The sequence below is a fragment of the Pseudomonas sp. B15(2017) genome, assembly GCF_002113215.1.
Taxonomy (GTDB): Bacteria; Pseudomonadota; Gammaproteobacteria; order Pseudomonadales; family Pseudomonadaceae; genus Aquipseudomonas.
In genome coordinates this window covers 301,457-315,213 of record NZ_NEJZ01000005.1, presented here as the reverse complement: position 1 = coordinate 315,213, position 13,757 = coordinate 301,457, and the positions used below count along the sequence as shown (strand labels likewise).

11 protein-coding genes are annotated in these 13,757 nt (G+C 60.7%); 5 read left to right on the top strand and 6 right to left on the bottom strand.

Features of this window, described 5'->3' with window-relative positions; translation table 11 throughout:
- Positions 1–116 precede the first annotated feature (116 nt).
- The 3 genes from emhA to emhC are packed head-to-tail and all read left to right on the top strand — an operon-like array spanning position 117 to position 5,899.
- Positions 117–1,274: an efflux RND transporter periplasmic adaptor subunit EmhA gene (emhA, locus tag CAF73_RS10785; RefSeq protein ID WP_039771445.1), complete on the top strand. Its 1,158-nt coding sequence runs from the start codon at positions 117–119 to the stop codon at positions 1,272–1,274.
- 3 nt (positions 1,275–1,277) lie between these two features.
- The gene (gene emhB / locus CAF73_RS10780; RefSeq protein WP_085702661.1) at positions 1,278–4,442 is read left to right on the top strand and encodes an efflux RND transporter permease subunit EmhB; all 3,165 of its coding nucleotides are present in this window, start codon (positions 1,278–1,280) and stop codon (positions 4,440–4,442) included.
- Positions 4,439–5,899, top strand: a complete 1,461-nt coding sequence (gene emhC, locus CAF73_RS10775; protein ID WP_085702660.1) for an efflux RND transporter outer membrane subunit EmhC — start codon at positions 4,439–4,441, stop codon at positions 5,897–5,899. The genes emhB and emhC overlap by 4 nt, the downstream gene beginning before the upstream one ends.
- Positions 5,900–5,956: 57 nt before the next feature.
- Here emhC and CAF73_RS29755 read toward each other — a convergent pair whose 3' ends face one another.
- Complete coding sequence (locus CAF73_RS29755) at positions 5,957–6,385, bottom strand: hypothetical protein (protein ID WP_139832571.1); 429 nt, start codon at positions 6,383–6,385, stop codon at positions 5,957–5,959.
- A 393-nt stretch (positions 6,386–6,778) separates the two neighbouring features.
- On the opposite strand from CAF73_RS29755, the gene CAF73_RS10770 reads away from it, so the two are divergent.
- Together CAF73_RS10770 and CAF73_RS10765 are read left to right on the top strand one after the other, a co-directional pair.
- Positions 6,779–8,038 carry an OprD family porin gene (locus CAF73_RS10770; protein WP_085697457.1) on the top strand — a complete coding sequence of 420 codons (1,260 nt, stop codon included), beginning with the start codon at positions 6,779–6,781 and terminating at the stop codon, positions 8,036–8,038.
- A gap of 167 nt (positions 8,039–8,205) precedes the next feature.
- Positions 8,206–9,021 (top strand): methyltransferase domain-containing protein, encoded by an 816-nt coding sequence (locus tag CAF73_RS10765; RefSeq protein ID WP_085702659.1) that lies wholly within the window; start codon positions 8,206–8,208, stop codon positions 9,019–9,021.
- Positions 9,022–9,072: 51 nt separating this feature from the next.
- On the opposite strand, the gene pcaC is transcribed toward CAF73_RS10765, so the two are convergent.
- From pcaC to pcaG, 5 genes are all read right to left on the bottom strand, one after another.
- Positions 9,073–9,465 (bottom strand): 4-carboxymuconolactone decarboxylase, encoded by a 393-nt coding sequence (pcaC, locus tag CAF73_RS10760; protein ID WP_011332825.1) that lies wholly within the window; start codon positions 9,463–9,465, stop codon positions 9,073–9,075.
- Between the two features lie 10 nt (positions 9,466–9,475).
- Positions 9,476–10,267 (bottom strand): 3-oxoadipate enol-lactonase, encoded by a 792-nt coding sequence (gene pcaD / locus CAF73_RS10755; RefSeq protein ID WP_085702658.1) that lies wholly within the window; start codon positions 10,265–10,267, stop codon positions 9,476–9,478.
- Positions 10,268–10,279: 12 nt separating this feature from the next.
- Complete coding sequence (locus CAF73_RS10750) at positions 10,280–11,644, bottom strand: 3-carboxy-cis,cis-muconate cycloisomerase (RefSeq protein ID WP_085702674.1); 1,365 nt, start codon at positions 11,642–11,644, stop codon at positions 10,280–10,282.
- Between the two features lie 47 nt (positions 11,645–11,691).
- Complete coding sequence (locus CAF73_RS10745; protein ID WP_085697454.1) at positions 11,692–12,987, bottom strand: MFS family transporter; 1,296 nt, start codon at positions 12,985–12,987, stop codon at positions 11,692–11,694.
- Between the two features lie 203 nt (positions 12,988–13,190).
- Complete coding sequence (gene pcaG, locus CAF73_RS10740) at positions 13,191–13,757, bottom strand: protocatechuate 3,4-dioxygenase subunit alpha (protein WP_085697453.1); 567 nt, start codon at positions 13,755–13,757, stop codon at positions 13,191–13,193.

The window sequence follows — 13,757 nt, the reverse complement described above, 5'->3', positions numbered from 1 at the left end:
ACAAACAACCATGAACGTAAGTATATTCATTAGCAAGCTACTTATCCACCCGGTAACCCTTTTTTACCCTTCCACACTTCTTGTGCGCTTTTCGCGCGCCTGACCCGAGGATCTTCATGCAATTCAAGCCAGCTGTTACCGCTCTGGTCACTGCCGTCGCCCTGGCATCGCTGCTCAGCGGATGTAAAAAGGAAGAGGCGGCTCCCGCCGCACCACCTCCTCAGGTCGGCGTCGTCACCCTGCAACCACAAGCCTTTACCCTGACTTCCGAACTGCCGGGCCGCACCAGTGCGTTCCGCATCGCCGAAGTTCGTCCGCAGGTCAACGGCATCATTCTCAAGCGTCTGTTCAAGGAAGGCGGCGATGTCAAAGCCGGCCAGCAGCTGTATCAGATCGATCCGTCGGTCTATGAAGCGACCCTGAAAAGCGCCGAAGCCAACCTGCGCTCGACCAAGTCGATCTCCGACCGCTACAAGCAACTGGTCGACGAGCAGGCGGTCAGCCGTCAGGAATACGACACCGCCGTGGCCAACCGCCTGCAATCGGAAGCGTCGTTGCAGAGCGCACAGATCAACGTGCGCTACACCAAGGTCTACGCACCGATCTCCGGTCGTATTGGCCGCTCTTCGGTGACCGAGGGCGCGCTGGTCAGCAGCGGCCAGACCGACGCGATGGCCGTGATCCAGCAACTGGACCCGATCTATGTCGACGTCACCCAGTCCTCGGTCGAGTTGCTGGAACTGCGCCGCGAGCTGGAAAGCGGCCGTCTGCAGAAAGCCGGCGACAACGCCGCTGCGGTCAAGCTGACCCTGGAAGACGGCAGCCAGTACAAGCTCGACGGTAAGCTGGAATTCTCCGAAGTGTCGGTCGATCAGACCACTGGTTCCGTGACCCTGCGCGCTGTGTTCCCGAACCCGGATCACACCCTGCTGCCGGGCATGTTCGTCCACGCGCAGTTGCAGGCCGGTGTGAACAGCGCCGCGATCCTCGCACCGCAACAAGGCGTGACCCGCGACCTCAAAGGCACTCCGACCGCGCTGGTCGTCGGCCCGGACAACAAGGTCGAACTGCGTCAGCTCAAGGCCAGTCGCACCGTCGGCAGCCAGTGGCTGATCGAAGACGGCCTGAAGGCCGGCGATCGCCTGATCACCGAAGGGCTGCAATTCGTCAAACCGGGTGTTGAGGTCAAACCGACCGAAGCGACCAACGTCGGCAAGAAGAACCCGGCCCCCGCTCAGGCAGCTGACAAAGCCGCCGGCGGCAAAGGGGAGTAATCCATGTCAAAATTTTTCATCGACCGTCCGATTTTCGCCTGGGTAATTGCCCTGGTGATCATGCTGGTCGGGGCACTTTCGATCCTGAAGCTGCCGATCAACCAGTACCCGAGCATTGCGCCACCGGCCATTGCGATCTCCGTGACCTACCCGGGTGCTTCGGCACAGACGGTTCAGGACACCGTGGTCCAGGTGATCGAGCAGCAACTCAACGGTATCGACAACCTGCGTTATGTGTCCTCGGAAAGTAACTCCGACGGCAGCATGACCATCACCGCGACCTTCGAGCAAGGCACCAACTCCGACACCGCGCAGGTCCAGGTCCAGAACAAGCTGAACCTGGCCACCCCGCTGTTGCCGCAGGAAGTGCAGCAACAGGGTATCCGCGTGACCAAGGCAGTGAAGAACTTCCTGCTGGTGATCGGTGTGGTGTCGCGTGACGGCAGCATGACCAAGGACGACCTGTCCAACTACATCGTGTCGAACATGCAGGATCCGATCTCGCGGACCGCCGGTGTCGGTGACTTCCAGGTCTTCGGTGCCCAGTACGCGATGCGCATCTGGCTCGACCCGGCCAAGCTGAACAACTTCAACCTGACCCCGGTCGACGTGAAAACCGCGATTGCGGCGCAGAACGTCCAGGTTTCGTCCGGTCAGCTCGGTGGCTTGCCTGCCGTGCAGGGCCAGCAGCTGAACGCCACGATCATCGGCAAGACCCGTCTGCAGACCGCCGAGCAGTTCAAAGAGATTCTGCTCAAGGTCAACAAGGACGGCTCGCAGGTTCGCCTCAAAGACGTCGCCGACGTAGGCCTGGGTGGCGAGAACTATGCGATCAGCGCCCAGTTCAACGGCAGCCCGGCTTCCGGTCTGGCGGTGAAACTGGCCAACGGCGCCAACGCCCTCGACACTGCAAAAGCACTGCGCAACACCATCGACAGCCTCAAGCCGTTCTTCCCGCAAGGGATGGAAGTGGTGTTCCCGTACGACACCACCCCGGTGGTGACCGAGTCGATCAAGGGTGTGGTTGAAACCCTGGTCGAAGCGATCGTGCTGGTGTTCCTGGTGATGTTCCTGTTCCTGCAGAACTTCCGCGCCACCGTCATCACCACGATGACCGTGCCAGTGGTACTGCTGGGTACTTTCGGCATCCTCGCGGCGGCCGGGTTCAGCATCAACACCCTGACCATGTTCGGCATGGTGCTGGCCATCGGTCTGCTGGTGGACGATGCCATCGTCGTGGTGGAAAACGTCGAGCGGGTCATGGCCGAGGAAGGGCTGTCACCCAAGGAAGCGACCAAAAAGTCCATGGGCCAGATCCAGGGCGCCCTGGTCGGTATTGCCCTGGTACTGTCGGCGGTTCTGCTGCCGATGGCGTTCTTCGGTGGTTCCACCGGCGTGATCTACAAACAGTTCTCGATCACCATCGTCTCGGCCATGGCGCTGTCGGTACTGGTTGCGCTGATTTTCACCCCGGCGCTGTGCGCCACCATGCTCAAGGCGATTCCGCACGGCGAACATGGCACCCCGAAAAAAGGTTTCTTCGGCTGGTTCAATCGCAACTTCGACCGCAGCGTCAAAAGCTACGAGCGCGGTGTCGGTAACATTCTGCGTCAGAAAGTGCCGTACCTGCTGGCCTACGCGCTGATTCTGATCGGCATGATCTGGCTGTTCATGCGTATTCCATCGTCCTTCCTGCCGGAAGAAGACCAGGGCGTACTGTTCGCCCAGGTGCAGACCCCGGCCGGTTCCAGTGCCCAGCGCACTCAGGTGGTCGTGGATGAAATGCGTGAATTCCTGTTGCGTCCGACCAAGGATGGCGGTGAAGGCGACGCCGTAGCGTCGGTGTTCACCGTGACCGGCTTCAACTTCGCCGGCCGTGGCCAGAGCTCGGGTATGGCATTCATCATGCTCAAGCCGTGGCACGAGCGGAACGCCGACAACAGCGTGTTCAAACTCGCCGCACGCGCCCAGCAGCACTTCTTTACCTTCCGCGATGCGATGGTATTCGCCTTCGCTCCGCCAGCGGTACTGGAGCTGGGTAACGCCACCGGTTTCGACGTGTTCCTGCAAGACCGTGCCGGTATCGGTCACGATCAGCTGATGGCTGCGCGCAACCAGTTCCTCGGCATGGCCGCGCAAAGCAAGGTGCTCACGCAGGTACGTCCGAACGGTCTGAACGACGAGCCGCAGTTCCAGCTGGAAATCGATGACGAGAAGGCCAGTGCCCTGGGCATTACCATCGCCGACATCAACAACACCCTGTCGATTGCGCTGGGCAGTAGCTACGTCAACGACTTCATCGACCGTGGTCGGGTGAAGAAGGTGTACGTGCAGGGCCGTCCGGACTCGCGCATGAGCCCGGAAGACCTGAAGAAGTGGTACGTACGCAACGCCACCGGCACCATGGTTCCGTTCTCCGCGTTCGCCAAGGGCGAGTGGATCTACGGTTCGCCGAAGCTGTCGCGTTACAACGGTGTGGAAGCGGTCGAGATCCTCGGTGCCCCGGCGCCCGGCTACTCCACCGGTGAAGCCATGGCCGAGGTCGAGGCGATTGCTGCCAAACTGCCGAAGGGTGTCGGTATTTCCTGGACCGGTCTGTCCTATGAAGAGCGTCTGGCAGGTTCGCAGGCGCCGGCACTGTTCGCGCTGTCGCTATTGATGGTGTTCCTGTGTCTGGCGGCTCTCTACGAGAGCTGGTCGATTCCGATCGCCGTCGTGCTCGTCGTACCGCTGGGGATCATCGGGGCATTGCTGGCGACCAGTCTGCGCGGTCTGTCCAACGACGTGTACTTCCTGGTGGGTCTGTTGACGACCATTGGTCTGGCGGCGAAAAACGCCATTCTGATCGTCGAATTCGCCAAGGAACTGCACGAACAGGGCAGCAGTCTGCGCGATGCCGCCATCGAGGCTTGCCGCATGCGTCTGCGTCCGATCATCATGACGTCCCTGGCGTTCATCCTCGGCGTGGTGCCTCTGGCAATTTCCACCGGGGCAGGTTCGGGCAGCCAGCACGCAATCGGCACCGTGGTGATTGGCGGTATGATCACTGCCACCGTTCTGGCGATCTTCTGGGTCCCACTGTTCTTCGTCACTGTGTCGTCCATGGGTCAGCGCAAAAACGCCGACAAGGATGACACCATCGAAACTCCTAAAGAGGCTGGCCAATGAGCAAGTCGCTACTCTCCATCGCAGTCGCCGCGTTCGTGCTGAGCGGTTGCTCGCTGATACCGGATTATCAGCAGCCTGAAGCACCGGTGGCTGCGCAATTCCCGCAGGGCCCGGCGTACTCGCCGGCCGAGGCACCGGCGCAGGCCGCTGCCGAACAGGGCTGGAAGCAGTTTTTCCATGACCCTGCCCTGCAGCAGCTGATCCAGGTCGCCCTGGAAAACAACCGCGACCTGCGTGTCGCGGCGCTGAACATCGACGCCTACGCGGCTCAATACCGCATCCAGCGTGCCGATCTGTTCCCGGCCGTGTCGGCCAATGCCAGCGGTAGCCGTCAGCGGGTTCCGGCCCGTGCGTCGCAGACCGGTGATTCGACGATCACCAGTTCCTACTCCGCTACCGTCGGCATCAGCGCCTACGAACTCGACCTGTTTGGTCGGGTTCGCAGCCTGAGTGAACAAGCGCTGCAACAATACTTCGCCACCGAAGAAGCGCGCCGCAGCACCCAGATCAGTCTGGTGGCCAGCGTGGCCAATGCCTACCTGACCTGGCAGGCCGACAAGGAACTGCTCAAGCTGACTCAGGACACCCTCGGTGCCTTCGAGGAAAGCTACAAGCTGACCAGCCGCAGCAATGAAGTCGGTGTGGCTTCGGCGCTGGACCTGGCACAGTCGCGCACTTCGGTCGAGAACGCCCGGGCTCAACTGGCGCGTTATACCCGCCAGGTCGCCCAGGACGAAAACAGCCTCACTCTGCTGCTCGGCACCGGTGTGCCGGCCAACCTGCAAGCGGCCAAACCGCTGTCGGATGACCTGCTGGCCGACGTGCCGGCCGGCCTGCCGTCGGATCTGCTGCAACGTCGTCCGGACATCCTTCAGGCCGAATACAACCTGAAGGCGGCCAACGCCAACATCGGCGCGGCCCGCGCAGCGTTCTTCCCGAGCATCAGCCTGACCGCCAACGCGGGCAGCCTGAGCCCGGACCTGTCCGGCCTGTTCAAGGGCGGTTCGGGTACGTGGCTGTTCCAGCCGCAGATCAACCTGCCGATCTTCAACGCCGGCAGCCTGCGCGCCAGCCTCGACTACGCCAAGATCCAGAAGGACATTGGCGTGGCGAACTACGAGAAGTCCATTCAAACGGCCTTCCAGGAAGTCGCCGATGGCCTGGCCGCGCGCCAGACCTACACCGAGCAGTTGCAGGCCCAGCGTGATTTCGTCGCTGCCAACCAGGACTACTACCGTCTGGCCGAGCGTCGCTATCGCATCGGCGTCGACAGCAACCTGACCTTCCTCGATGCCCAGCGTCAGCTGTTCAGTGCCCAACAAGCCCTGATCACCGACCGCCTCGCGCAGCTGACCAGTGCGGTCAACCTGTACAAGGCACTGGGCGGTGGCTGGAATGCGCAGACCGCGCAGAACGAGCCGCTGAAAGAAGAAGCGCCGAAGATGAAGTTGTTCTGACTCAAAAAAAGCCCACTAAACAGTGGGCTTTTTATTGCAGCGACAAAACTTCAATAATCATTTTTCCTCTACTTTAAACTCTTCGACTACCACCTTTTGCTCCTCTGGTACTCCACTCTCTTTAATTCGGAACGACAAAGAACCTTCAATCAAGTTAGCTGTTAATGAAGATGAAAATTTTTTCAATTCAATTTCACCTGTACCACGAACGCCGAAGAGTCCCTCCAGCGTTCCCACTCCCCAGGTTGCGGATACCGTCGACTCACTTTCTTTTATTTCGATGGGATACGTTCCAGTAGTTAATTTACTACTGCACTTCAGTTGCAAAACTGGTGCTTCTTCACCATCGTTTCCAAAATAAGCGAGCAAAGCAAATTTTTCCCCTTTAGGGAAAAACCTAAAAGAAGTGGTATGAAGTGTTACCACCTGACCACCTATATGATGTTGCACCGTCATTGAACCAACAGGCTGCTTTGAACTATTCATATCATTCGTCCCATAAAAAATTGAATTTCATATTTACCTTGCACAATAACGTTAGGGAAAATCCGCAATCAGAACAACTGTCATATCTGACAGGTCCAGCAACAATTAAAGATGGTTGGATTTAATATTTAGATCGAAATATTCTAAATGTCAGTCATCTATCTTGCGTTCGATAATCGCCCAAAACCCGCTTTTGCCAATTGAACCCTCCAGTTAATTCCCCGCACCATTTGCCCTACAAAACCAATAACAACAGGTTCGACACCATGCTCCCGCGCCCTGCTCCATCCGGCTGATCGCCGCCGCTCGCCCCCTGATTCCATTGAATTCCTGCGCCTCAGAAACGGCCGCAGCGTCCCCGTTCGCCCAAAAAAACAAGAGAGACCCGAGAACATGACAACGTCCCCTGCGCCCTACGCACTTCCCGGCCTGATCGCCCTCGCCCTGGCCGGCGTCGCGCTGCCCGCCGCGGCTGAAGAAGCCGGTTTCATCGAAGGGGCCAAGGTCAACCTGAACCTGCGCAACTTCTACATCAACCGTAACTTCACCAACCCGACCAAGGCTCAGGGCAAGGCTGAAGAGTGGACGCAGAACTTCATCCTCGACGCCAAGTCCGGCTTCACCCAGGGCACCGTCGGGTTCGGCATCGATGTACTGGGGTTGTATTCGGTGAAGCTCGATGGCGGCAAAGGCACGGGCGGCACGCAACTGTTGCCGCTCGATCGTGACGGGCGCCCCGCGGACAACTTCGGCCGCACCAACGTCGCGTTCAAGGCAAAGCTGTCGCAGACCGAAGTGAAGGTCGGCGAGTGGATGCCGGTGCTGCCGATCCTGCGTTCGGACGACGGTCGCTCCCTGCCGCAGACCTTTCGCGGCGGGCAGATCACCTCGAAGGAAATCGACGGCTTGACTCTCTACGGCGGCCAGTTCCGCGCCAACAGCCCCCGTGACGACAGCAGCATGAGCGACATGTCGATGACCGGCAAAGCCGCTTTCACCTCCGATCGCTTCAACTTCCAGGGCGGCGAATACGTGTTCAACGACAAGCGCACCCAGATCGGCCTGTGGAACGCCGAGCTCAAGGACATCTACAGCCAGCAATACGTCAACCTGATTCACAGCCAGCCGGTCGGCGACTGGACCCTGGGCGCCAACCTCGGTTTCTTCTACGGCAAGGACGACGGCAGTGCCCGTGCCGGCGACCTCGACAACAAGACCTGGTCGGGCATGTTCTCGGCGCGATACGGCGGCAACACCTTCTACGTCGGCCTGCAAAAGCTCACCGGCGACAGCGCCTGGATGCGCGTCAACGGCACCAGCGGCGGCACTCTGGCCAACGACAGCTACAACGCAAGCTACGACAACGCGCAGGAACGTTCCTGGCAACTGCGCCACGATTACAACTTCGCCGCCCTCGGCGTGCCCGGCCTGACCCTGATGAACCGTTACATCAGCGGCGACAACGTGCACACCGGCACCATCACTGACGGCAAGGAATGGGGCCGCGAATCGGAACTGGGCTACACCGTACAAAGCGGCGCGCTCAAGAACCTGAACGTCAGATGGCGCAACTCGACCATGCGTCGTGACTTCAGCAACAACGAGTTCGACGAAAACCGTCTGATCGTCAGCTATCCCATCAGCCTGCTCTAGGCCGCCTGTCCGAATGGCTGGCGTTGCACCAGCCATCATCTAGAGTGGAAAAACCTGAAGGACTCAGGTGCTCCACCCTCTTCGCTTCCGTTATCTGTTGATGTAGGTCCTCAAGACTTGGCCAGGTTGTCATCGGAAGACCCTGCTGATCACCGGAGGACCACCTCATGATCACCCGACTCAAACCGGCTTCCGCCGACAAGGACTGGGATGCCAAGGCGTACCAGCAGTTTTCCCGTCTCAGGCAACAACCGGTCGATGAATTGCTCGGTCGTGTCGACCTGGACGATCCTCAACGCATTTATGACCTCGGTTGCGGGACCGGGATTGCCACGAAGGTTCTGGCAGATCGCTGGCCGCTGGCAAACCTCAAAGGCATCGACAGTTCGCAGGACATGCTTCAGGTCGCCCGTTGCCTGCCGATCAAGGCGCGCTGGCAACACGCCGACCTGCAACGCTGGAAACCCCGCAAGCCGGCCGACCTGTTGTTCGCCGCAGCCGTGCTGCACTTCATCGATGACCATCGAACGCTGTTGCCGGGATTGCTCCGCCACCTCAACCTTGGCGGTTGTCTGGCCGCGCACATGCCGGACTGGCGCGATGCGCTGTGGTACCGGCTGATGCTCGACACCCTCGACGATGCCGGCCCCGGTGGCAAACCGTTGGGCAGCCCACAACTGCGCGAGCGCATGGCGGCCCGGCCGTTATTGTCGCTGGAGGATTACTACCGTTTGCTTGCGCCACTGACCCGGTCGCTGGATATCTGGGAAACCGAGCAGTTGCAGGTGGTCGACGGCAAGTCGCCGGTATATGACTGGGTGAAGGTGTCGGCGCTGCGACCGGTGATGCTGGGGCTGACGTCAGAGGAACAGGCGCGCTTCATTTATCACTACCTGATGCGGGTACATGCGCATTATCCGCAGGAGGAAAACGGCCATACGTTGTTTGCGTTCAAGCGGATTTTCATTGTCGCCAAGGTGTGAGGTTCGAAGGATCGCAGTCTTCAACTGGCTGCGATCCTTTGAATTCAACGATTACTCGCGTGATTCGGTGCCCAGCTCATCCCAAACCGACTCGGCCAGATGAAACGTCGCATTCGCCGCCGGAATCCCGCAGTAAATCGCGCTCTGCATGATCACTTCCTTGATCTCGCCGCGACTCACGCCATTGTTGGCCGCCGCGCGCAAGTGCAACTTGAGTTCACCTTCACGGTTCATGCCGATCAGCATCGCGATGGTGATCAGGCTGCGGGTGTGACGCGGCAGGCCCGGGCGAGTCCAGATATCGCCCCAGGCGTGACGGGTGATCATCTCCTGGAATTCCGAGTTGAACTCGGTCAGCGTGGTCAGGCTGCGATCGACATGAGCGTCGCCGAGCACCGCGCGGCGCACTTGCATGCCGTCGTCGTAACGTTGTTTCTCGTCCACGGGAATCCCCTCAATCGGCCAGCAAAAAGGTCAGCACACGGTCGCTGAACGCGTCGCCGGCCTGAACGTTGGAAAGGTGCGCCGCATAAAACTCGGCGTACTCGGCACCGCGCACGTGCTCCTGAATGAAATGCCCGCCGGACGGTGGCGTCACCGCATCTTCGGTACCGGCGATCACCAGCAGCGGCGCCGTGATCGACGCCAACTGCTCGCGGAAATCCGCATCGCGTACCGCTGCGCAGTTGGCGGCGTAACCTTCAGGATTGGTCGCGGCCAGCATGTCGGTGATCTGCTTGGCCGCTGCGGGATTGGCGGCAGAAAAGTCCGGGGTAAACCAGCGGGCAATCGATGCATCGCGCAACGCGACCATCGCCGCCGGGCCGTCGCGCAGCACGGTTTCGATGCGCGGGTTCCACACCGACGGATCGCCGATTTTCGCCGCAGTGTTGCACACGATCAGTTTGTTCAGACGTTGGCCGGCGTTGATCCCCAGCCACTGGCCGATCAGGCCGCCCATCGACAGACCGCAGAAGTGCGCGCGTTCGATATGCAGCGCATCCAGCAGCGCCAGCACGTCGCGGCCCAGTTGCTCGATGCTGTAAGGGCCCGGAGTCACCAGAGACTGGCCGTGACCGCGCGTATCAAAACGCAGCACCCGGAAATGTTCGGTGAAGGCCGGCATCTGCACGTCCCACATGTGCAGGTCGGTGCCCAGCGAGTTCGACAGCACCAGCACCGGCGCATCGACCGGGCCTTCCAATGTGTAATGCAGTTCGCCATCGGCGAGTTGAACGAAAGCCACAGCCCTCTCCTTTCAATCAGACAATGCGTTGTGTTCGGCCACTGCCCGCTCGACCCAGACCTGCGCCTGACCAAGGTAGTGGGCGGGATCGAGCAGATGATCCAGTTCGGTAGCACTCAGTTCGGCGGTTACCTGCGGTTCGTCACCGAGTACCGCCCGCAGTTGCCGCTGTTCGGCCACCGCCCGTTTGCAGCATTGCTCGAGCAGATGATGCGCGGTATCGCGGCCGACCCGTTGCGCGAGCACAATGCTCACCGCTTCGGCCAGCACCAGGCCTTGGGTCAGTTCCAGGTTGCGGGCCATGCGCGCGGCATCGACTTCCAGACCGTCGGCCAGCAGCCGGGCCTGTTTCAGCGCGCCGGACACCAGGCAGCAGATTTCCGGCAGGGTTTCCCATTCGGCGTGCCACAGGCCAAGGCTGCGTTCGTGCTCCTGAGGCATGGCGCTGAACAGCGTCGACACCAGCCCCGGCACCCGCGTCGCCGCGCCGATCAACACCGCCGCGCCCACCGGATTGCGTTTGTGCGGCATGGTCGAGGAACCGCCCTTGCCCGGTGCCGAGGGTTCGAACACTTCCGCCGCTTCGGTCTGCATCAACAGGCTGATGTCGCGGCCGAATTTGCCGAGGCTGCCGGCGATCAGCCCAAGCACAGCGCCAAATTCGACGATGCGATCACGCTGGGTATGCCAAGGCTGTTCCGGCAAAGTCAGTTGCAGTTCTTCGGCCAGCGCCCGGGCAATCGGCAACGCCTGCTCGCCGAGCGCAGCGAGGGTGCCGGACGCGCCGCCAAATTGCAGCACCAGCAGCCGTGGCTTGAGTTCGCGCAGACGCTGCCGGCTGCGGGTCACGGCGCCGAGCCAGCCGGCGATCTTCATGCCGAGCGTCACCGGCGTCGCATGTTGCAGCCAGGTGCGCCCGGCCAGCGGTATCGCGGCGTGGCGCTGCGCCTGAATGGCGAGGGAGTCGGCCAGCTGCGCCAGCTCCCCTTCAATCAACTCCAGCGCCTGACGCAATTGCAGCACCAGCCCGGAATCCATCACATCCTGGCTGGTAGCCCCCAGATGCACGTAGCGCTCGGCTTCGGCATCGGTCGCGGCGATCTGTTTGCCCAACGCCTTGACCAGCGGAATCGCCGAATTGCCGGCCGTGGCAATCGCCTCGCCCAGCGCTGCGAAATCAAACAACCCGGCGCGGCAGGCGTTTTCGATCGACGCCACAGCACCCGCCGGAACCAACCCGATCCGCGCTTCGGCCCGGGCCAGCGCCGCTTCGAAGTCGAGCATCGCCTGCACCCGGCCCTGATCACAGAACACGTCGCGCATATCGCGGGCAGTAAAGTAGGCATCGAACAATTGATTGCCCGGTCGCTGAGTCATAAACAGTCCTTGCCGGCGCGGGCCGATGTGGCCCGCGCGCATCGGTTTTAAAGGTCGTGGTGCAAATACTTCGCTTCTTTGGGCAGGCGCAGGCTGAACAGGAACGCCACGGCCATCATGATCGTGACATACCAGTAGAACGCGTTTTCCATCCCTCCAGCCTTGAGGCTCAGGGCGACGTATTCTGCCGAACCGCCGAAGATCGCGTTGGCCACCGCATACGCCAGGCCGACGCCGAGGGCGCGGACTTCCGGCGGGAACATTTCGGCTTTCACCAGGCCGCTGATCGAGGTGTAGAAACTGACGATCGCCAGCGCCAGAGTAATCAACACGAAGGCCAGGAACGGGCTGCCGACACTTTTCAGACTGAGCAGGATCGGCACCGTGAACAGCGTACCGAGGCCGCCGAACCAGAGCATCGAGTTACGTCGGCCGATCTTGTCGGCGAGCATGCCGAACAGCGGCTGCATGCACATGTACAGGAACAGCGCGCCGGTCATGATGTAACTGGCGGTCTTGGCGTGCATGCCGGCGGTGTTCACCAGGTACTTCTGCATATACGTGGTGAAGGTGTAGAAAATCAGCGAGCCGCCGGCGGTGTAGCCGAGCACGGTGATGAACGCAGCCTTGTGGTCGCGCAACAGCGCACTGATGCTGCCGGCGTCCTTGTGCTCACGCGTTTCCTTGTTGGTGGTTTCTTTCAGCGTGCGTCGCAGGAACAACGAAATAAGCGCCGCCACCGCCCCGACCACGAACGGAATCCGCCAGCCATAGGCACGCAATTCCTCTTCGGACAGGAACTGTTGCAGGATCACCACCAGCAGCACCGCCAGCAGTTGCCCTCCGATCAGGGTCACGTACTGGAACGAGGCGAAGAACCCGCGCTGCCCCTTGAGCGCGACTTCGCTCATGTAGGTCGCAGTGGTGCCGTACTCACCGCCCACCGACAGGCCTTGCAGCAGACGCGCGAACAACAGCAGCAACGGCGCCCAGACGCCAATGTCCTTATAAGTTGGCAGACAGGCAATCAGCAACGAGCCGAAGCACATCATCAGGATCGAAATCAACATCGAGTTCTTGCGCCCGTGCTTGTCCGCCACCCGACCGAATATCCAGCCGCCGATCGGTCGCATCAGGAACCCGGCGGCGAATACGCCTGCCGTGTTTACCAGTTGCACCGTGGGGTTGTCGGAGGGGAAGAACGCCGGGGCGAAATAGATCGCGCAGAAGGCGTAGACGTAGAAGTCGAACCATTCGACGAGGTTGCCGGACGACGCGCCGACAATGGCAAAGATGCGCTTGCTGCGCTCTTCACCGGTGTAATGGGAGGTGAGGGTTGTCATTGTTTTTCACTCGATAGGGACAGTGAGAGTCTAGACACACTTCGCAACAGTCCCGTTCCACATTGGATCACCAACCAGACCCGATCTCTGATCGTTCCCACGCTCCGCGTGGGAATGCCGCCATGGACGCTCTGCGTCCACTGTGACGCGGAGCGTCACGGTATGCATTCCCACGCAGAGCGTGGGAACGATCAGTATCCGGTTCAATAATCGAAGAACACGGTTTCCGCATCAGTGCCCTGCAGGATCACATTCCACTGATAAACACCCGCTGCATCCGGCTTCGCCAGCAACGTGGCGCGGCGCTCGGCCGGTACGCATTCGAGCAGCGGGTCATTGACGTTCGCCGGATCGCCTTCGAAATAAATCCGCGTCAGCAAGTGCTTCACCAGACCGCGCGCGAACACCAGCACCACCAGATGCGGCGCCTGGGTCGTGCCCTTCAGGCCTTCGACCGTGCCCGGCTTGATCGTGGTGAAACGGAAGCGCCCTTCGGCATCCACCGGCACCCGGCCGAAGCCTTCGAAATTCGGGTCGAGCGGTTTGGCCTGCTCGTCTTCCGGGTGATCGTATTTGCCGGCGGCGTTGGCCTGCCAGACTTCGAGCATGGCGTCGTTGACGACATCGCCGTTGCCATCCACCACTTGCCCGCTGATCGCCACGCGCTGGCCGAGGGTCAGTTCATTGGCGAGGTGTTCACGGTTCAGCCAGGTCAGGCCGATGTGGTAATACGGCCCGACGGTGTGGGACGTGGTCGCAGTCAGGGTCAT